The sequence below is a fragment of the Arthrobacter sp. B3I9 genome (assembly GCF_030816935.1).
In the GTDB taxonomy this organism is placed as follows: domain Bacteria; phylum Actinomycetota; class Actinomycetes; order Actinomycetales; family Micrococcaceae; genus Arthrobacter.
The window spans coordinates 2,415,674-2,435,526 of sequence record NZ_JAUSYO010000001.1 but is presented as its reverse complement, the minus strand read 5'-3'; the positions used below and the strand labels follow the sequence as shown (position 1 = coordinate 2,435,526).

Here is a 19,853-nt window from a genome sequence, read left to right as displayed (position 1 = left end):
GGAAGATCATGCTCGAGGATGTGGATACTGCCGTAAGTGTCCGGTTCCACGTAGCGCTGGACAGCATGGAACTGGGTACGTTCAGCACCTGTGAAGGCCTCGGCTGCGAGGTGGTGATCGAATCCCGGGAGGAGGGCGGCAACAACTCCTTCATCTGGCAACTCCCCACACGGCTCAAATATCCCAACATCACGCTGACCAGGCCGCTGGGGCGGGACACGGAAAAGATAGCGAAGTGGTTCGCGGACATGGCCAGCGGGTACACCCGCTGCACCGGCATCATCGAGGCGATGACGGGCAACGGCAGGAAGATCGCGGGCTGGGAGCTCTACGACGTCGTTCCGGTGCGATGGAAGGGACCCTCGCTCAACCCGGACCAGCCCAAAGTCATCATGGAGACCTTAGAAATCGCCCATCACGGCTTTGTTTCAAAGCTGCGGTAGCGGGAGGAGTCGGACATGACCACAACAACAGCCGCGCCGAGGTCGGCCACTGCCGCGGCGGCTGCGCCGGCCGCCGGTCCTGCAGCGCCGAGCGCAGGAGGCTCACCGGGCAACGGTGGCGAGGGGGCGCTGAAGCTCTCCCACGCGTACCTGGAGTTGCATGAGCCGTCCAAGGACGGCTCGCTGGACAAGGCAGGCCCGCAGATCGGTCGCATCGATTTCCAGTTCAACCCCAAAGAGCTGAGCATGGGAAAAACGGCCTCCTGGACGCGCCAGACCGCCAAGGCCAACCAGAAGGCAGGACCTCCGCAATATAACGGCCCAATGCCCTCCAAACTGTCCCTGGAGATGTTCTTTGATGCGTCGGGAAAGCAGGATGATGCCGTGGTCCAGCGGGTGGACAAGCTGTTCGCCTGCTGCGTCCCCACCGACGCCTCGCTGAAGCAGAACAAGGGCTCTCCGCCCTGGGTCCTTTTCCGCTGGGGTGAACTGACGGGGTTCCTGGCCTACGTTGCCAGTGTGCAGGTCAAGTACACCCTGTTCACGGCCGCCGGACTTCCTGTCCGCGCCACCTGCACGGTCTCGCTGGAAGAAATAGCGGGGAGCCCGCCCAAACAGAACCCGACCTCGGGTGGCTTGGTGCCGCGCCGCGTGCACGTACTCATCCAAGGAGACACTCTCGCCGGCATCGCCTACAACGAGTATGGGAACGCCTCGCTGTGGCGGGCAGTCGCCGCCGCGAACCGGATCGACGATCCCATGCGGCTGCGGCCCGGCAGCTCTGTGCTGCTGCCGGCCGTCAGCGAGCTTCCGTCCACCGCGCCCCAGGATGATGCAGCAGCCGGGCGGGAGGTGCTGCGTGGCGCACGGTGAGGAATTCAGCAACATGCTGCTGGTGGAAGTTGCCGGGAAGCCGCTTCCCCCTGACATCGCCGCGCGCCTCGTGTCCGGCTACGTGGACGACAGCAGCAACGTTCCCGACCTCTTTGTGCTCCGCTTCAGCGACGAGTACTCAACAGTCCTCGAAAAAGCTGCAATCAGCATCGGTGTCCCGGTCAAGCTGCTGGTGCAGCAGAGCGGACCCGGCGGCCCGGCTCCTCTGCTGTCCGGGGAAGTCACGGCCCTCGAAACGGAAATGGACCACGACGGCCTATACACGATTGTCCGCGGCCTCGACCATTCCCACCGGCTGTTCCGGGGACGCCGGGTGGAGGCCTACCTGCAAAGCACCGCGGCGGACATTGCTCGCAAGGTTGCCCAGCGGGCCGGCATCAAGGCAGGGACCATCGACGCCAAAGGGCCCGTGCTGCAGCACGTCGCCCAGGACGGCATCAGCGACTGGGACTTCCTGCACCGGCTGGCCGTGGAAGCCGGCGTGTTCCTGACCGTCTCCGAGGGCGCGCTGCACTTCACGGCGTCCACGGAGGCCGCGACGGCCCCTGCGGACACGGGCGGCGCCAGGAACGAGCCCCTCGTCCTCCAGCGCGGGGTCAACCTCGTGTCCCTCCGCGGAACGGTCACATCGGCCGGTCAGGTTCCTGACGTTGAGGTTCGGGGATGGGACGTCGCGGCGAAGCGGGCGATTGTCGCCGTCGCGCCGGCAAAAACCCCCAGTGCCAAGCTGCCGGACGTGGAGCCCGCCACCCTGGCCAAGAAATTCGGCAGCCCGCGCTATGTTGCTCCCGCAACGGCCTTCGAGCAGGCCGCGCAGTGCGACGCAGCAGCTGCCGCGCTGGCCTCACACCTGAGCGGCGCCTTCGCGGAACTGGAAGGTGTGGCCCGCGGAAATCCGAAGCTGCGGGCCGGCGCCGCTGTGTCGCTGAAGGGCGCCGGGAAACCGTTCGACGGCAGGTACACCTTGAGCTCATCCCGGCACGATTTCAGGCCGGACAGCGGCTACCTCACCACGTTCGTCGTGAGCCACGAGTCTGAGCGGTCACTGTACGGGGTCGCGGCCGGCGCGAACGGAAAATCTGCGATGCCCGGCATCGTGAACGCCGTGGTGACCGCGGCGAAGGATCCGGAAAACCAGGGCAGGGTCAAGGTCAAGTTTCCGGTCCTCTCGGACAACTACGAGAGCTGGTGGGCCCGTACCGTCCAGGCGGGCGCGGGCGCCTCCCGGGGCGCCGTCGTGCTCCCGGAGGTCGGCGATGAAGTCCTCGTCGCCTTCGGGCACGGCAGCTTCCAGCAGCCGTTCGTCCTTGGCGGCCTCTACAACGGCAAGGACAAGCCGGACAAACCCTGGGCGGACCACGTCGGCGGCACCGACGGCGCCGTCCAGCGGCGCGCCTTCGTATCCCGCACCGGAATGCTGGTCGAATTCCTGGAATCGCCCGAGGGCGAGCAGCTCACGGTGAGCAGCAACGGCGGCAAGCAAAAAATCTCCCTGGTCCAGAAACCCGACGCGGGCATCGAGATCATTTCAGAAGGCCCGGTCAAGGTCACGGCCAAGAAGGACGTCTCGGTGACGACGGCCACGGGGGAAGTAGCGATCAAAGGCAAGAAGATAACCGTCGAAGCGTCCACCGACCTGGAGCTGAAGGGCGCCGCCGTGAAGATCACTGGCAACGCCTCGGCCGAACTCAAGGCGCCGAGCGTCAAAGTGGCGGGCGACGCGACGGCTGAGCTTTCCGGCGGTGCGACGACCACAGTCAAGGGCGGCCTGGTCCGGATCAACTAATTCAGGACCGGGTCCGTACCGGAGACAGCGAAGCCGAAGAGAGGAGGAGTTGACGTGGGACAGGAGTTCATTGGCGCCGGGTGGGCGTTCCCGCTACGCACAGACCGGACCGGCAGCATCGCCCTGGTGCACGAGCAGCGCGAAATCGAGGAGAGCATCCATCTGATTCTGGCGACTTCCCCCGGGGAGCGGCCGATGCGCCCCGAGTTCGGTTGCGCCGTCCACGACTACGTCTTTGCTCCGGCGGACGCGGCAACAGCCGGCGACATCGCCTACGCGGTGCGGGTGGCGCTCGATCGCTGGGAGCCGCGGATCGACGTGGTAAACGTGCTGGTGCACTTCGACGCCGCGCAGGAGGGCGTCCTGCTGATCGACGTGCAGTACACCATCAGAGGCACCAACGACCCAAGGAACCTCGTCTTCCCCTTCTACGTCATTCCGCGCAGCGCAGAGGAGGCCGTTTCCTAATGCTCCCGTCACCGAACCTTGACGACCGCCGCTTCCAAGACCTGGTGGACGACGCCAAACGCATGGTGGCCCATTACTGCCCCGAGTGGACGGACCACAATGTCTCCGATCCGGGCATTACGCTGATCGAGTCGTTCGCCTTCATGGTCGACCAGCTGTTTTACCGTCTGAACCGGGTGCCGGACCGGCTCTATGTGGCATTCCTCGAGCTGCTGGGAGTCACCCTGCACCCGCCGACTGCCGCCTCTGTGGACCTGTTGATGTGGTTGTCGGCGCCGCAGCCGGACACCGTGGTCATTCCCCAAGGCACAGAGGTGTCCACCCGCCGCACCGAGGAGGACGAGGCGGTGGTCTTTGCGACCACGAGGGAACTGGCCGTGCCACCCCGGAGCCTGGAATACGTCATGACGCAGGGACGCGGTGGCGTCCCGGTGCCGCATTCCGAAGCATTGCACGGCGACGGAAACTTCGCCTGCTTCGGTACGCCGCCCGTGCCGGGGGAAGTGCTGCTCCTTGGTTTGAACGACCAGGCTCCTTCCTGTGTGGTGGCCCTGCGCTTCGAGTGCGAGGTCCGCGGTGTCGGCGTCAACCCCCGAAACCCGCCCTTGGTCTGGGAAGCGTGGGACGGAGCCGGGTGGGCAACGTGCGAACTCGACAGCGACGGGACCGGCGGGCTCAACCGGCCCGGCGACGTCGTCATCCACGTACCGCACATCCACTCCTCCTCCGTGCTCGGGGGAGTCCGTGCAGGCTGGCTGCGGTGCCGCGTCGTCGACCCGACGGACGGCTATCCGTCCTACAGCGCTTCCCCGACGGTGCGTTCGGCCCGTGGTTTCACCATCGGCGGGTCCGTTCCGGCCATCCATGCCGAGACCATTGCCGACGAGGTCATCGGGATGTCCGAAGGCGTTCCGGGCCAGTCGTTCGAATTGGGCCGGCACCCCGTGGTGCCCGGTGGGGAGCCGTTCGTGGTTGAAATCGCCGCCGGCTCCGGCTGGGATGCCTGGACCGAGGTGGACTCCTTCGCCGGGTGCGGACCCAAGGACCGGGTTATTGCCATCGACCGCACGGCCGGCATCATCCACTTCCCGCCGGCGGTGCGGGAGCCCGACGGCTCACTGCGCCATTACGGTGCCGTTCCTCCGGCCGGCAGCCCCGTCCGGGTCCCGCGGTACCGCACCGGCGGAGGTCCGACGGGCAACGTCGCGGCCCGGGCATTGTCGGTACTGCGGTCCAGCATCCCCTTCGTCAACAGCGTGGAGAACCGCAGGGCTGCCCATGGCGGCGTGGCACCCGAAACCATCGAACAAGCCAAGCTCCGGGGGCCGCTTGCACTGCGCACCCGTGACCGGGCTATAACCGCCGAGGACTACGAGCAACTCGCGAAGCGCGCCGCTCCGGATATCGCCCGGGTCCGGTGCATCCCGGCGAGCGGACCGAACGAAGCCGGCGGTGTCAGGGTGCTGGTGGTGCCCGCGGCCGTCCCGGACCGGGACCGGCGGCTGGTGTTTGAGGACCTGGTACCGGACGAGGACACCCTTTCGGAGGTGGCCGCGTATCTTGACGCGCGCCGCCCGGTCGGCGCCCGGGTGGTGGTGGAACCGCCCTATTACCGGGGCGTGACGGTCGTCGCGCAGCTCACGGCGCGTCCGCGGATGTCGCGGGAGACGCTCAAGCGTGACGCACTGCGGGCCCTCTACGAGTATTTCGACCCGATCACCGGCGGCCCGGACGGAGGAGGGTGGCCGTTCGGCCGGCCGGTGCAGGCCGGCGAAGTCCACGCCGTGCTGCAAAGGCTCGCCGGAACCGAAATAGTCGATGAGGTGCTGGTGTTCGCCGCCGACCCGGTGACCGGCCGCCGTGGTGAGCCGTTGCAGCGGGTTGAACTGGAACGAAATGCCCTGGTCTTCTCCTTCGACCACCGCGTGCGCGTATCGGAAGGGGCCTGAGATGCGTGGAATGGTACGGGGTCTGCCGAGCGCGGTCCCTCTGGCCGCTGGATTGCCGGCCGTCCTGCAGGAAGACGCCTTCCTCCAGAGGTTTCTGCTGGCCTTCGACGACGCCCTCGCTCCGGTTTTCACGACCCTCGACGGCCTCGACGCCTACCTGAATCCCCGCCTGGCCCCTGAAGATTTCCTGGACTGGTTGGCCGAGTGGGTAGGCGTGCGACTGGATGAGTCCTGGTCCACGTCGCAGCGCCGGAACGTGGTGGCGAATGCAGCCGCGATCCATCGGCGCCGGGGCACTGTTCCGGGCGTCGCCGACGCCGTCAGGCTCGCCGTCGGAGGGGTAGTGGACGTCGAGGTTGAAGACACCGGAGGCGCCGTGTGGTCTTCCACGCCCGGCGCAGAGCTGCCGGGCCAGGCCGAAGCGATGCTGCACGTGCGCGTGTACGCCGCGGTCCGGGAGGACATCAACGTCCGTCGCTTGGAGGGCATTATCAACGCCGTAAAACCCGCGCATGTTCCCCACACCCTGGAGATCGTGCCCGGCGCAGCCCCTGACGCTGACGATTCCTGAGGAGGCAGCGGTGTTGATCTGTGGAGACTGCAATGCCCGCAACAACGACGGCGAGCGATTCTGCAGCAATTGCGGCGCCTACCTGGTCTGGCAGCAGGATGCCGCAAAGGCTGAGGAACCGCGGCCGCCGCGGCCACCGCGGAGAGACACGGGCACGGGCAAAAGGGAGGCTGTAACAACGGCACAACTTCCGATAATCCCCGGACCGTCGGCGGCTTCACCGCAGGGACCGTCGGGGCGCGCTCATGGCGACCAGCGGAACGCTGCCGTGCCTAACGGACCGACGTCGGGGGTGGCTTCCGCGCGCAACCCCCAAGTAGCTTCTCCCGACAGCTTCGGGGCGACGGCAACTGTGGACCCAACGCGCGGGGACGTCCTGGAAGAGCGCCAGCCCCGTCAGTCGGATGGGCGCCCACCCCGCGAGCCCGAGCCGCGGCGGCGGCACGGCGAAACACCGCCATTGCCGGGTGGGCTTACCTGCCGTCGGTGCGGCGCGGACAACAAACCGGAAGCGAGCTTCTGCCGGCAGTGCGGGGCGGGCCTCAGGGAAGCCGCCGTTGTACCGGTTCCACCGTGGTGGCGACAGCTCCTGGGCCGCTCCGTTCCTGCCGCACTGCCGGCAGGAACCCGGCCCCAGTGGCGCAAACCAAGACGAGTTCCGGCGGGAGCGGTCTCACTCCTCACCGTGACCGGGCTTTTCGCCGGCGTCGCCTATGCCGGCCGTGACGTGATTGCTCGGTCCGTCATGCGGGGCGTGGACGAAATCCGGGAGGAGGCCATCCCTGCCCAGACAAAAACTTCATCGACGCCCGCAGGGGGACGCGAAGCAGACAAGGCCTTCGATGGCACCGTCCGTTCGTGGGCGTCGGACGGCTCTTTCGAGCCGGGCGCGGACTACCTCGAGGCGGGCTTCGAGCGACCGTTTCGTTTGACGTATGTGGTCATCACCTGTGTTGCGCCCGGCGCAGACAGAACCGCGCTGACGGAACAGCGGCCCACGAAGGTGGAGATTGTCGCGACCCGGGGCGACGGGCACAGCTCGTCCTTGACCGTTGTCATCCCCGACGTTGATGGCTCCAAGAGCTTTTACTTTGGGGCGGACGAGATAAGCAGAGTAAGGCTCAATATCTTAGAAACGACGGGTCCGGCGGGGGCATCCGTTTCTGTCGCGGACGTGCAGTTCGCTGGCTGGCGGTGGTGATGTCCGCCTCGGTGCTTGGCGGCCAGTCCATGCCAGCGCGTTCCGAAGCAGGCACCCCCAGGGAGCTCAGGATGAGCCCGTAACGCCTTTGGGCACGTTCCGCCGCTGCCGGATCCCCGAGACGGCGGAAGGTCTCGACCAAGGTCCGCCAGGACTCGTCCCGCCAGGGGTCGATTTCGACACTCCTGGTGGCGGCGGCGGCCGCATCGGCAGGGTTGCCCAGGACGAGTTCGATACCGGCCAGCGACGCCGCCGCCTCTGCGGCCCGTAGGCGGTACCTCTCCCGGGTGTCGGCCACCCACTCCGCGGGACCATCCTCCGGCAGCACCTCGCCGGTATACAGCTCGAGGGCGCGTCGCAGCTCCTCCGCGGCGCCCGGGTGGTCTCCCGCGGACCGTGCCTGCGAGGCTGCCTGCAGGGTCCGGTCGAAATCCGCAAGGTCGAAGGCCGACCCGTGCGCAAGCACCAGGGCATAGGCCTCACCTTGCCGAACGAGGAGCTGCTGGCCGTCCGCCCGGCATTCGGTTTGAAGAGCGCCGCGCAGACTGGAAACGCTCACCTGCAGAGCATGCAAAGCTGCCGGAGTGTCCAGATCCGCCCACAGTATGCCCGCAAGCCGTTCCCGGTGCACCGGCCGGCCGGCGTTGAGGGAGAGGATCCGGAGCACTGTCCTGGCTTGGGGCCGCACCCTGGACAGATCCACGCCGGCACCTTCGCTGCGGATCGAAAACCCGCCGAAACACCCCACCTGCAATGACGGCAGCGGAGCATCGGCCACGTTGATGACGTCGTCTGCCGGAGGCCGGCCGGCAAAGTCTGCGGCCACAGGGGAATCGGCCCTGTCCGTCCCAGACCCTTGTTTCCGGCCGCGCTGACCGGCTGGACCTGACGGTTCCGGTGCCATCCACGTCCACGGCCGGCAGACCAGGCCCGCAGATGCGGCGGTCTCACGGGCCGTACACATGAGTTCGTCGTACTGCTCCGGCCGCTGCAGGGCCATGGCTGCGTGGCTGACGGCCAGGGCTCCAGGAACACCGGCTGCCCGGGCAAATGCTTCAGCGGTGCGTGCCTGCTCAGCGGCTCCGGGCAGGTCCAGCGTCGCTGAGACAAGGGCCTGCGCCGTCTGGGCCCAGGCCTCGAGCGCGCCGGCGTCGAGCCTGCGAAAGCGCCCTGCCAGCTCGTCGAATTCCCGCGGCTCCGGACGGCCCGCCCGCAACCGCATGATCGAGGCAGCCGCGGTGACGAGCGCCGCACCCCACTCGTCGCCGCGTTGCTCGCAGCTTTCAATGATGGAGCTGACGGACTCCTGGCCGCCGGGCGTTCCCGGGACAGCAGCCTGGACACCGCTCGCCAGCCGCGCAAGCCACGTCAATCCTCGCCGTTCAGCCTGGCGTTGAACGGCGTCCACCTCCGCGGCCGGACCGTCGAAGTCCCAGTCCGGCTTGTCAGGCCCGAAAACGGCAAGCACGAGCTGGGCCGCGAGCGCCGGCCATGGTTGCTCAGCCAACCGCCCGGCGCACCGCCCGAGGGGATCGAGGGCCGACCGCTGGTCACCCGCCAGCAGGCTGGCCAAGCCGTATGCGAGCAGCTCCGGGGGCCGGCGGGGGACGCCGAGAGACCTGACCGCCCTTCCGGGCTGCCCGCGGACTGCTTCGCGGAGGGCGTCGGCTGGGTCGCACCCCACGAGGGATGCACTCCCTGTCCATCGGGCCGCTGCGACTTCTATGGCGCGGGCCAACTCAAGCCATCCGGGTTCGCTCGTCAACCCCTGGACCTCCACGACCATCCGTTGGGCCCCTGCCAGGGCCCCGTCGTCGAGCATCTGCCGTGCGGCAGCGACCGCAAGCCCGGCGTCATCGCGCAACATCCGGCCAGGAATCCCGGCCGCCCAGTGGCACATGCCCGGCTGCACCGCAGCCGTCCCTGCCCGGTGCAGGAGGCCGCCTGCCTTGTCCCAGTCCTGTCCGGAGGCCAGAACGGACAGCGCATGGCCGAAGGCGCCTTCCCGTTCCAGGACCGCAGCCGTTCGGTCGCGGATGTCCTCGGCCTCGTTTCCGGCGTCGAGCGAGGCAACGAGGTACTGCCGCAGCAGTTCCGGGACCCGGACCGTGGCGCCGTCGTCCTCCCTGAAAAGAAGTCCGAGCTGCTCAAGGCGGTGCAGCAGTTCCTTGCTGTCGCTGCCCCCAAGGAGCGCGTCACAACGGGACGGCGTCAGCACCTCGAAGAGGCACGTTCTGCGGAGCAGCCGGTCCATCTCCGCGGAGGTTCCGGCAAGGAGGTGCTGGGTCAGGTACTCCTGGACATGGCGGCATCCCGGGCCGAAGGATTCGGCTGCCCGCCGACGTTCCACGGAGGAACGGTTCCTCGTCGCGAGGTGGAAGAGGTGGAGCGCCGCGGCCCATCCGTCCGTCCGCATTGTCAGGCTCGTGATGCCTGCCGGCGCCAAAGGTTGTTTGTAGAAGGTCCGGAAAAGCTGGTCCACTTCACCGCGACGGAAACGCAGGTCCTCGCCGCTGACCGTCACGACGGCGGGCAGTTCCGACCGGGCGAGGTTGAAAAGCGGAGGGCGACGGCCGCCCACGAGGAAGTGCACCAACGGCAGGTTGAGTGTGAGAAGCCGCTCGAGCTCTGCCTCTGCGGTGCCGTCCGCCAGCGCGTGCAGGTCGTCCACGACGAACACGAACGGCTCGTCCAGTCTGCGGGCCAGGAGCTTCAGTTCGGGAAAGGTACGGGGTGGCTCCGCCCCGACAGCAGAGGCGAGGGCCGCAGCAAATCCTCCCAGCAGCCGGCCCGGCCTTGCGTCCCGCGGATTCGACCGATACCACGCAGCGGTGGATGACCGCTGCGCCGCCCACTGCGCCAGGAGGGTCGTCTTCCCGGCACCAGGCGGTGCGATCACAAGTCCAAGAGTCGGGTTGGAGCCGGCGTCCACTGCTGGGATCAGGCGGGGCCGCACAAGACCGGCGGCTTCCGGCCCCGTCAATTCCCCCGCCTGTGTGGCTGCCATACCGTCCCTGCTTCCCCAGAAGGATCCGGTCCCCAGCGTGGCTTATAGTGTAGGGCTCATCAGCCCCGTGATCGAGGGCCTTTTGCCATATCTTGGCCCCCTTGCGTTCTTCGGGCCGGGGCCGACTGCCTTCGCGTGGCCGACGCGCGGGGCTTAAGGCCCTAAGGTCCGATGACGCGGCGGCGCAGACTGAAGTGCCGGCCGACTGTTGGCACCGCTGGCGGGCCCTTGCGCTGCAGGCCCCACCGCCAACGGAGAAGAGCGCAGGTCAGGATGGACAAACCGATTGTCGTCGGTATCAGCGGCTCTGCCGGAAGCCAGGGCGCCTTGACGTGGGCCGTGCAGCGGGCGTCGCGGCACCATCTGCCCCTTCTCGTTGTCCACGCAGTGGACGACCGGTGGATGACTCCCGAATTCCAGTACCAGGAGCTCGTGCGGGACTCGGCGGTGGACCTGCTCCAGCGGGCGCTGGACACGGTCCGGGCACAGGCGGCGGACGTGCAGGTGGACGTGGAACTTCGTCACGGCAGCGCCGGTGCCGCGCTGCGGGAGGCCTCCAGGGATGCCGCGATGGTGGTTGTCGGTGCGCATGACAGGCATTGGATGGACGGGGGCCCGCTCACGGACCGGGCCCTGCAGATCGTTTCCGCTTCGGACAGCCCGGTCGCCGTCATACCAGCACGGCAAGGAGCGGGGGACAGGGGAGTTGTTGTGGGCGTGGACGGCTCCGAAGATGCGTTGCAGGCCGTCCGGTTCGCTGCCGCCGAAGCAGACCGCGACGGCGATGACCTGACCGTGGTGCTCGCATTCCGCAGCCCGGTACGACGGTTGGAAACCCAGCTGCCCTCGCGGGGGCTTACCGAAACCGTCATTGAGGAGCAGCGGGTGGTCCTGTCCGAATCCGTGGCAGGCCTCGGCGACAAGTAGCCGGACCTGACCGTGCACCAGCGCCTTGAAACGGAGGCTGAACCAGCGAAAGCGCTGGTTCAGGTCGCGGCCGGGGCCCGTTTACTCGTCATCGGCAGCCGCGGCCGTGCTGCCTTTTCCCGGTTGGTGCTCGGCTCCACCGCCCACGCTGTTCTGCTGCACGTGCCGTGTGCCACGGTGGTCACCAGGCTCCACAGGGCCAGGCACGAGGACTGAGCGGGCAGGACCGTTCCATACCGCGGCAAGGGTGGAGGGCGGGCCGGTCAGCCTGCCGGGAAGGGTCTTTGCGCCGTCACCGGCGGATGGGAGGATGATCCCGTGAGGCCCTTTTTCGATTTCGTCAGTGATTTTTGGTGGCTGGTGTTTCCGCTCAGCGGCCTCATGGGGGGCTGGGCCCGCTCCTGGTCAAAAGCCAGCGAGCGCCGGCACCGGCGGCGTGTGGAGCTCTACCAAGTCCGCAACCGGGCGGCCGAGGCCGAGCAGGCGAGCCAGGCCGAGGTCCAGTCGCTGATGGCGGCCCACGACGTTGTAAACCGGCGCTGGCTGTCCTACGAGCTGGATGTCGGAAAACTCATTGATTTTCCTGTCATGACGGATGTCCGTGAGCCGCTCACGGTCGCGTTCCTGCGGGCGAAACGGGAGGCTGACGGCCTGCGCCCCGCCCTGCCAGGGGACATGATGGCTCCGGCGGCGTTGGTGGACTACCGCGCTGCAGTGCGCAGCTTCGAGGTCGCTTTCGACGTGGCGGAGCGGGAGGCCCGGCGCATCAAGGACAGCAACTTCACCGGCCCGGAGCGCCAGCGGCTTGAGACTGCCAGGAAGCTGCTCCGGATCGCTTCCGACGACGCCGCCACGCCTGCGGAGCGGCAGACGGCGTACAAGCGGGCAAGGCGGGAACTGGATGGCCTGATCGTGCTGCCGGACGTCACGCTCGCGGCGCTGGAGCAAAAAATCGCCGGGGTGCTCGACGCCGGGCCGAAGGGCTGACGGCGGCGCCGGCACCGCATAGTCGGTCATCGAGCTCGGCGGGAAGGAATCGCCTGTGACGAAAGTCTCTCTGTACATCGATGTGGACGGGGTCCTGTGCCCTTTCGGCGCCACAGGGCGCACCGACTGGGGAACGGCGTGGAGCATTGCCGGTGCCGGTCTCCTTGAGGTCAGCTACGCCGTCGACCTCGTGAAGGCCCTGAACGAGCTGGCGGGGAGACCGGACCTGAGGTTTGTATGGCTGACCAGTTGGGAAAGCCTGGCGCCCGAATTCCTCTGCCCGGCCATCGGGCTGGCCGGGCAGGAGTGGCCCGTCCTGGGCCGGCGAGGGCCTGGGCAGCGGCGACGGCTGGTGGAAACTGCAGGCAATCCAGCAGGACCTTGAAACCAGCACGTCCGACCGTGCGGTGTGGATCGATGACCAGCTCGATTTCGAACAGGCGGCTCAGCACTGGGCAGCTTTCCTGGGCGCGCGTCTCCTGCTGATCTCACCGGACCCCCGAAGGGGCCTGTCCAGGGCCGACCTGGCGTCTGTACAGGCCTTTCTCTAGGACCTGGTGTTTTGCCTTGCTGTCATTCCCACGTACGATCTATAGGGTTTCAAGCTACTCTGCTGAACGCCGCAAGTCCTCCCGGTCAAAGACTGGCTGAACTCTGCGCAGCAACGGAAAATGGAACTGCGACCGTCGACTCTGCAGATTGGGCAACAGGTGGAAATCACCGTAATGGTGGCGCTGGTTATTGCGCTGGCGCTTTTCTTCGACTTCACCAACGGATTTCATGACACCGCCAACGCAATGGCCACGCCCATCGCGACCGGTGCCATCAAACCCAAAACGGCAGTCGCCCTCGCGGCGGTGCTGAACCTGGTGGGCGCGTTTCTCTCCACGGAAGTGGCAAAGACCGTATCCGGGGGCATCATCCGGGAGGGCTCTGACGGGATCCAGATCACGCCGGACATCATCTTCGCCGGATTGATGGGCGCCATCCTCTGGAACATGATCACCTGGCTCAAGGGCCTGCCGTCGAGTTCCTCGCACGCCCTCTTCGGCGGCCTGATCGGCGCCGCCATCGTCGGCATCGGCCTCCACTCGGTGAACTTCGAGAGCATTCTGCAAAAGGTGATCCTGCCCGCCGTCTTCGCGCCGATCATCGCCGCCGGCGTGGCGTACATCTGCACCCGGCTGGCCTACGCGCTGACCGCCCGCCATGACCCGGAGACCGGCAGCAAGCTGACCCAGAAGCGCGGCGGCTTCCGCACGGGCCAGATCTTCACCTCCAGCCTCGTCGCCCTCGCCCACGGAACCAACGATGCCCAGAAGACCATGGGCATCATCACTCTCGTCCTGATCGCGGCGGGCACCCAGCGGGCCGGCACCGGTCCCCAGCTCTGGGTCATCGCCGCCTGCGCCCTGGCCATCGCGATCGGCACCTATGCCGGCGGGTGGCGGATCATCCGGACCATGGGATCCGGCCTCACCGACGTCAAGCCCGCCCAAGGCTTCGCCGCGGAAAGCAGCACCGCCTCCGCGATCCTTGCCTCCTCCCACCTCGGATTCGCCTTGTCCACCACCCAGGTGGCCTCCGGCTCCGTCATCGGTTCGGGCCTGGGCCGCCGCGGCACCTCTGTCAGGTGGGGAACCGCAGGAAAGATTGCGCTCGGCTGGCTGTTCACCCTTCCGGCGGCCGGAATCGTTGGCGCCCTCACCGCACTGCTGGTGAAGACCGGCGTGGCCGGCGTGGTCATCGCGGCTGTCGCGGGCACCGCCGCTGTCATCTACATGTTCCTGCACTCCAAGAAGTCGGATGTGGGCCACCACAACGCCGTCGAGGTCGAGGAAGCCGGCCAGGCAGTGCGCTTCCGCAAGAAGAAGGCGGCCGCTGTCAGCCGCGCCAACAACAAGCCGAAGGACCGCCAGTAATGAAGTGGCTTGAACTGCTGCAGGTCGCCGGGGCCACCTTTGTCGCCGCCGTAACCGTCGTCGTCCTCTACTCCCTCGGAGTCCGGCTCACCGCCATCGCCGGCGACGTCCGGACCAGCCAGCCCGGCTGGGTCCGGCCGCTTTCCTTTGTCTGCTTCGGCCTGTGCGGCGTCGCGGTCCTGTTCGGGCTCTACCTGATCATTCCCTACTTCTCCAAGTAGGCGGCTCTGGGAACCCCCGGCCCGAATCGCTAGGCTGGGGCCATGCCGAGCTTCCAGTACTTCGTTGCCTCGTCCCTGGACGGATACATAGCGACGGCCGATGACCAGCTGGACTGGCTGTTGCAGTTTGACGGCTTCGACGGCGGCAAGGAAAGCTACGACGCGTTCATGGCCGAGGTCGGGTGCCTCGTCATGGGCAGCGGGACGTATGCCTGGCTGATGGAGCACGAACCCGGCAACTGGCCCTATCCGGATACCCCGTGCTGGGTCTTCACCCACCACGAGTTGGCCTCCCCCGAAGGAGCGGACATCACCTTTGTCCGCGGGGCGGTGGGCGAGTTCGTCGAGGACCTGAAGGAACAGGCGCGCGGGCGAAACGTCTGGATCGTGGGAGGAGGCGTGCTCGCGGCGCAGTTCGCCGACGCCGGATCCCTGGACGAAATGATTGTCTCGATCATTCCGGTGGTGCTTGGCGGCGGCAAGGCGGTTCTTCCTATGACGGGCCCGACGCCGCCGCTGGAGTTGACCTCGTCCCGCACCTTGGGCCGGGGGATCGTGGAGCTGCGGTACAACTTCGGCGGTCAGCCCGCCTGAGGCGCTGGGGCGCCGGGAAGCCGACCCGCTATGCGGCGGTGTCCCGGATCAGGTTGGTGATGCGCGCCGTGGACAGCCGGCGGCCCTGCTCATCGGTCATGACGATCTCGTGGGTGGTGAGGGTGCGGCCGAGATGGATGGCGGTACACGTCCCGGTGACGATGCCCGCCGAGACAGCCCGGTGGTGCGTCGCGCCGACCTCTATTCCCAGTGCCTGCCGGTTGGGCCCGGCGTGCATTCCGGCCGCAAACGAACCCAGGGTTTCGGCAAGCACCACGTGCGCCCCGCCGTGCAGGATGCCTGCCACCTGCGTGTTGCCTTCCACCGGCATGGTGGCCACCGTCCGCTCGGGGCTCATCTCCAGGAAACGGATCCCCATTTTGATCACGAGGGCGCCGACGCCGTACTGGCCGAGCCAACCGTGCATTTCCTCGGGGACCCCGGCCTCCGCCAGCTCGGCCGCAAACGGGCCGGGCGTGAAATTGTCCATCATGACAACTAGGCTGGCACCTGTGAGTGAAACTACCAAACCGGCCCCTTCCACCCTTCCAGCAGACGCAGCACCGGCGCAGAGCGCCTCGGTCCTGGTCGCTGAGCCAGTCCAGAAGCCCCGCAGCTCCGGCGCGGAGGTTTCAGCGACGGAGGCGCCGGTGGTCCCCATCACTGACCAGCCCCGGCTGATGGTGCTCGATGGCCACTCCATGGCCTTCCGGGCCTTCTTTGCCCTGCCGGCGGACAAATTCTCCACGTCCAACGGGCAGCACACCAACGCCATCCATGGGTTCACCTCGATGCTCATCAACCTCATCAAGGAACAGCAGCCCACCCACATCGCGGTGGCCTTTGACGTATCGGACGAGACCACGCACCGGAAGGCCGAGTACAGCGAGTACAAGGGCGGCCGCAACGAAACCCCCCGGGAGATGAGCGGACAGATCGACCTCATCGACCAGGTCATGGGCGCGTGGGGGATCAAGACCATCAAGCTGCCCGGCTATGAAGCCGATGACATCCTGGCCACCCTGGCCAGCATGGGGGAAAAGGCCGGCTTCGAGGTGCTGCTCGTCTCGGGCGACCGCGACGCCTTCCAGCTCATTACCGACAACGTGGTCGTGCTCTATCCCAAGAAGGGCGTGAGCGACATCCCGCGGATGGACGCGGCTGCCATCCAGGAAAAGTACTTCGTCAGCCCCGCCCAGTACTCGGACCTTGCCGCCCTGGTGGGGGAGTCGGCGGACAACCTCCCGGGGGTTCCCGGCGTCGGACCCAAAACGGCAGCCAAGTGGATCAACCTCTACGGCGGCCTCGAGGGGGTCCTCGAAAACCTGGACTCGATCGGCGGGAAGGTGGGGGACGCCCTCCGGGAACATGTGGAGTCCGTCAAGCGCAACAGGCGGCTGAACAGGCTGCACACCGACCTGGAGCTCCCCGTGACACTGGACGAGCTCGCCGAACCGCGGCCGGACCAGGCCGCGCTCGAGGAGCTCTTTGACACCCTCGAATTCAAGACCATCCGTTCCCGGCTCTTTGCCCTGTACGGTGACGAGGCTCCGGAAAATCCCGAGCGGGAGAGCCTGGATGTTCCGGAATTCGTGACTCCGGCAGGGGCGGTTGACCTGGATGCATTCCTGGCCGCTGGCGCCGGCCAGCGGACTGCGCTGGCTGTGGACCTTGTCCCGGGCCGGATCGGCGAGGACGCCGCCGCGGTGGCCATCGTCCGCGACGGTGCAGCCGCCTACATCGACCTGGCCGGGCAGGACGCCGAGTCCGAAAACGTCCTTGCGGCCTGGCTGCGGGACCCCGGGGCGCCCAAGGTGCTGCACGGCTACAAAGCCGCTCTGAAGGCGCTGACCGCCCGTGGCCTGGAACTGGCAGGCGTGGTGGATGACACCTCGATCTCCGGCTATCTGATCGAGCCCGACCGCCGCAGCTACGAACTGGCGGAGCTGGCGCAGCACCACCTCAACATTGCAATTTCCACCGCCGCGGCGAAGGCGGGACAGCTGGAACTGGACTTCGACGGCGATGAAGCGGCCGCCGGCGCCCTGGTCCAGGTCGCCGCCGTCGTCCATGCGCTGAGCCGCTACTTCGAAGCGGAGCTGACGGACCGCCAGGCGCAGGAGCTGCTCTCCACCCTTGAGCTTCCGGTCAGCCGGGTCCTCGCCGAGATGGAACTCGCCGGGATCTCCATCGACATGCAGCGGATGGATGAGCAGCTGGCCGATCTCGCAAAGGTGATCGACAACGCGCAGGAACTGGCGTTTGCCGCGATCGGCCACGAGGTGAACCTGGGGTCGCCCAAGCAGCTGCAGACGGTGCTGTTCGACGAACTCCAGCTGCCCAAGACCAAGAAGATCAAGTCCGGGTACACCACCGACGCCGCATCGCTGAAGAACCTCCTGGAAAAGACCGGGCATGAGTTCCTGGTCCAGCTGATGGCACACCGCGAATCCGCGAAGCTGCGGCAGATGCTCGAAACCCTGAAGAAGTCCGTCGCCGAGGACGGCCGGATCCACACCACGTACGCGCAGAACGTGGCGGCTACGGGACGGATCTCGTCCAACAACCCGAACCTGCAGAACATCCCCATCCGCAGCGAGGAAGGGCGCCGGGTCCGCGGCATCTTCGTCGTCAGCGAGGGCTACGAGTGCCTGCTGTCGGCGGACTACTCCCAGATCGAGATGCGGATCATGGCGCACCTCTCCGGCGACGCCGGGCTGATCGCGGCCTACAAGGAAGGCGAGGACCTGCACCGCTTCGTGGGCTCCAACATCTTCCGGGTGCCCGCCAATGAGGTCACCAGCGCCATGCGCTCCAAGGTCAAGGCGATGTCCTATGGCCTGGCCTACGGTCTGACGTCCTTCGGGCTGTCCAAGCAGCTGGAAATTTCCGTGGACGAGGCCCGCACCCTGATGAAGGAGTACTTTGACAGGTTCGGCGCTGTCCGCGACTACCTGCGGGGCGTGGTGGACCAGGCCCGGATCGACGGCTACACGGCAACCATCGAAGGCCGCCGCCGCTACCTCCCGGACCTCACCAGCTCGGACCGCCAGCTCCGCGAGAACGCCGAACGCATCGCGCTGAACTCGCCCATCCAGGGGTCCGCTGCAGACATCATCAAGCGGGCCATGCTGGGCGTCGCCGGGGCGCTGGCCGAGCAGGGGCTCAAGTCCCGCATGCTGCTGCAGGTGCATGACGAACTGGTCCTCGAGGTCGCTAACGGCGAGCGGGCTGCCGTGGAGAAGCTGGTCACCGAACAGATGGGGGCCGCGGCCGAGCTCAGCGTTCCGCTGGAAGTCCAGATCGGCGTCGGCCCCACCTGGTACGACGCCGGGCACTAGGCTTCCGGGGGAGGGCGGTCCGCCCGGGGTGGCCGGCGGGCCAGCGGTGGCGGGCCGCTGCACCGTTGGCTAGGCTCGGGGCTGTGTCTAATCTGAGCGGGGACTACGAAATCCGGCGGTTCGAGCCTGCGGCCAAAGACGATCCGGCGTACCCGGAGTCGGTGGCGTGGATGCGGGCAGTGGCCTTCGGCTTCCACGATGAGCGCCGTGACGATGCCCGGGTGGACCTGGGGATCGAGATGCAGCGCGCTGACCGCCGCGTCATGACGGGCGTTTACCAGACGGGCGCCGTCGCTGGCCATTCGCTGGGAGCGGACGTGCCGGTCGCCACCTTCGCGACTTTCACCAAGAGCCTGAACATCGGCTTTGGCCGGCTGTTGCCCACCTGGCTGGTGACGTCCGTGACCGTCCGGACCTCGCACCGGCGCCGCGGGCTGCTGCGCCGCATGATGGGGGAGGACCTGGCACGGGCACGGGAGGAGGGCCTGGCGATGGCGGCACTCACCGCCTCGGAAGCTTCGATCTACGGGCGCTTCGGATTCGGCGTGGCGACGTCGGAGCAGTCGATCAAAGTGGATACGACGTCGCGTTTCAAGTTGAACCACGCTCCGGTCGGCAGCGTCGAGGTAGCCGATCCCCGGGTCCTCCTGGACCTGGCCCCGCTGGTCTTCGACCGGCTGCACCGCACGACGCCCGGATCCATCGACCGTCACGAGTTCTACCGGCGCTTCGTCTCGGGCTCCATCAGCCGGGAGGGCGGCGAGGACCCGAAGCTCAAGGTGGCGCTGCATTACGGGCCGGACGGGGAGGTGGACGGCTACGTCTCGTACAAGTTCGGGGGCTGGTCCAGCACGCCGTACACCATGGAGGTCGTTGACCTCGTCGCGGCAACCCGTGCCGCGTACTTGGAGCTGTGGCAGTACCTCGGCGCCATCGACCTGGTCGAACGGGTCACCTGGCGGGAGTCGCCGGTGGATGACCCCCTGCCGTGGGCGCTCGAGGACGCCCGCTGCGTGGAGGCATCGGACGCGAGGGACATGCTCTGGCTAAGGATCCTGGACGTTAAGGACGCCCTTGAAGCCCGCCACTATCCCGCCGACGGGCGGCTGGTGCTGCACGTGTCAGATTCCCTTGGCCTGGCGGACGGAAGATTCGCCCTGGACGTGACATGCGGCGCCGCCGTCGTCACCGACGCGGGCGGCCACCCCGCTGATCTCGAACTCGACGTAGCGGCGCTGTCCTCGATCTACCTGGGCGGGATCCATCCCGTTACGCTGGCGGCTTCCGGCCGCATCCGCGAGCACACGCCGGACGCCGCGTTCCGCGCCGCCCGCATGTTCGCCGTCGAACGCCCGGCGCACTGCCTCACGCACTTCTAGCGCCCGGCCCCGGAGGACCGCGCGGCACCCGCCGCGCGACCCCCCGCGCTTTGACCGGCGTTGGAGTAAACGACTAGACTAAACGGGCGTGTACTACGTGCGCGCATTTACAATCCACAAATCAGGGTGACCCGGCCGATCCCAGTTGAGACGCCGTGCGCTT

The 19,853-nt window shown here is 67.3% G+C and carries 16 protein-coding genes and 2 pseudogenes; 16 read left to right on the top strand and 2 right to left on the bottom strand.

Going from position 1 to position 19,853, the window contains the following annotated elements; translation table 11 throughout:
• Positions 1 to 8: 8 nt before the first annotated feature.
• The 8 genes and pseudogenes from QFZ65_RS11445 (at position 9) to QFZ65_RS11415 (ending at position 7,312) form a co-directional block, all read left to right on the top strand.
• A complete protein-coding gene (locus QFZ65_RS11445) occupies positions 9 to 443 on the top strand; it encodes a phage tail protein (RefSeq protein WP_306910480.1) in 435 nt (144 codons plus the stop codon).
• A gap of 15 nt (positions 444 to 458) precedes the next feature.
• Positions 459 to 1,316: a peptidase M23 gene (locus QFZ65_RS11440; protein ID WP_306910478.1), complete on the top strand. Its 858-nt coding sequence runs from the start codon at positions 459 to 461 to the stop codon at positions 1,314 to 1,316.
• On the top strand, positions 1,303 to 3,123 hold the full coding sequence (locus tag QFZ65_RS11435; RefSeq protein WP_306910476.1) for a VgrG-related protein: 1,821 nt from the start codon (positions 1,303 to 1,305) through the stop codon (positions 3,121 to 3,123). The genes QFZ65_RS11440 and QFZ65_RS11435 overlap by 14 nt, the downstream gene beginning before the upstream one ends.
• A gap of 54 nt (positions 3,124 to 3,177) precedes the next feature.
• On the top strand, positions 3,178 to 3,591 hold the full coding sequence (locus QFZ65_RS11430; protein ID WP_306910474.1) for a GPW/gp25 family protein: 414 nt from the start codon (positions 3,178 to 3,180) through the stop codon (positions 3,589 to 3,591).
• The gene (locus tag QFZ65_RS11425) at positions 3,591 to 5,540 is read left to right on the top strand and encodes a putative baseplate assembly protein (RefSeq protein ID WP_306910473.1); all 1,950 of its coding nucleotides are present in this window, start codon (positions 3,591 to 3,593) and stop codon (positions 5,538 to 5,540) included. The genes QFZ65_RS11430 and QFZ65_RS11425 overlap by 1 nt, the downstream gene beginning before the upstream one ends.
• Before the next feature lies 1 nt (position 5,541).
• The gene (locus QFZ65_RS11420) at positions 5,542 to 6,111 is read left to right on the top strand and encodes a phage tail protein I (RefSeq protein ID WP_306910471.1); all 570 of its coding nucleotides are present in this window, start codon (positions 5,542 to 5,544) and stop codon (positions 6,109 to 6,111) included.
• Positions 6,053 to 6,649 (top strand): annotated as a pseudogene (locus QFZ65_RS19100) (zinc-ribbon domain-containing protein); the annotation flags it as partial. The gene QFZ65_RS11420 and the pseudogene QFZ65_RS19100, both read left to right, overlap by 59 nt.
• Positions 6,650 to 6,796: 147 nt before the next feature.
• Positions 6,797 to 7,312: a hypothetical protein gene (locus tag QFZ65_RS11415; protein ID WP_306910470.1), complete on the top strand. Its 516-nt coding sequence runs from the start codon at positions 6,797 to 6,799 to the stop codon at positions 7,310 to 7,312.
• Here the strand turns inward: QFZ65_RS11415 and QFZ65_RS11410 are convergent.
• A complete protein-coding gene (locus tag QFZ65_RS11410; protein WP_306910467.1) occupies positions 7,233 to 10,319 on the bottom strand; it encodes a BTAD domain-containing putative transcriptional regulator in 3,087 nt (1,028 codons plus the stop codon). The genes QFZ65_RS11415 and QFZ65_RS11410 overlap by 80 nt on opposite strands.
• 171 nt (positions 10,320 to 10,490) lie before the next feature.
• Here QFZ65_RS11410 and QFZ65_RS11405 point away from each other — a divergent pair.
• From QFZ65_RS11405 to QFZ65_RS11380, 6 genes and pseudogenes are all read left to right on the top strand, one after another.
• Positions 10,491 to 11,462 (top strand): annotated as a pseudogene (locus QFZ65_RS11405) (universal stress protein).
• 102 nt (positions 11,463 to 11,564) lie between these two features.
• On the top strand, positions 11,565 to 12,233 hold the full coding sequence (locus QFZ65_RS11400; RefSeq protein WP_306910465.1) for a hypothetical protein: 669 nt from the start codon (positions 11,565 to 11,567) through the stop codon (positions 12,231 to 12,233).
• 55 nt (positions 12,234 to 12,288) lie between these two features.
• Complete coding sequence (locus tag QFZ65_RS11395; RefSeq protein ID WP_306910464.1) at positions 12,289 to 12,618, top strand: HAD domain-containing protein; 330 nt, start codon at positions 12,289 to 12,291, stop codon at positions 12,616 to 12,618.
• Between the two features lie 325 nt (positions 12,619 to 12,943).
• On the top strand, positions 12,944 to 14,155 hold the full coding sequence (locus tag QFZ65_RS11390) for an inorganic phosphate transporter (RefSeq protein ID WP_306910462.1): 1,212 nt from the start codon (positions 12,944 to 12,946) through the stop codon (positions 14,153 to 14,155).
• Positions 14,155 to 14,376: a hypothetical protein gene (locus tag QFZ65_RS11385; protein WP_306910461.1), complete on the top strand. Its 222-nt coding sequence runs from the start codon at positions 14,155 to 14,157 to the stop codon at positions 14,374 to 14,376. The genes QFZ65_RS11390 and QFZ65_RS11385 overlap by 1 nt, the downstream gene beginning before the upstream one ends.
• A gap of 42 nt (positions 14,377 to 14,418) precedes the next feature.
• The gene (locus QFZ65_RS11380; RefSeq protein ID WP_306910460.1) at positions 14,419 to 14,970 is read left to right on the top strand and encodes a dihydrofolate reductase family protein; all 552 of its coding nucleotides are present in this window, start codon (positions 14,419 to 14,421) and stop codon (positions 14,968 to 14,970) included.
• A gap of 28 nt (positions 14,971 to 14,998) precedes the next feature.
• Here the strand turns inward: QFZ65_RS11380 and QFZ65_RS11375 are convergent, their stop codons facing one another.
• Entirely contained in the window at positions 14,999 to 15,463 is a 465-nt protein-coding gene (locus QFZ65_RS11375) for a hotdog fold thioesterase (protein ID WP_306910459.1), read from the bottom strand.
• A gap of 208 nt (positions 15,464 to 15,671) precedes the next feature.
• Here QFZ65_RS11375 and polA point away from each other — a divergent pair, with 208 nt between their 5' ends.
• Together polA and QFZ65_RS11365 are read left to right on the top strand one after the other, a co-directional pair.
• A complete protein-coding gene (gene polA, locus QFZ65_RS11370) occupies positions 15,672 to 18,311 on the top strand; it encodes a DNA polymerase I (protein ID WP_306912560.1) in 2,640 nt (879 codons plus the stop codon).
• 92 nt (positions 18,312 to 18,403) lie between these two features.
• Positions 18,404 to 19,690: a GNAT family N-acetyltransferase gene (locus tag QFZ65_RS11365; protein WP_306912559.1), complete on the top strand. Its 1,287-nt coding sequence runs from the start codon at positions 18,404 to 18,406 to the stop codon at positions 19,688 to 19,690.
• Positions 19,691 to 19,853: the final 163 nt, after the last annotated feature.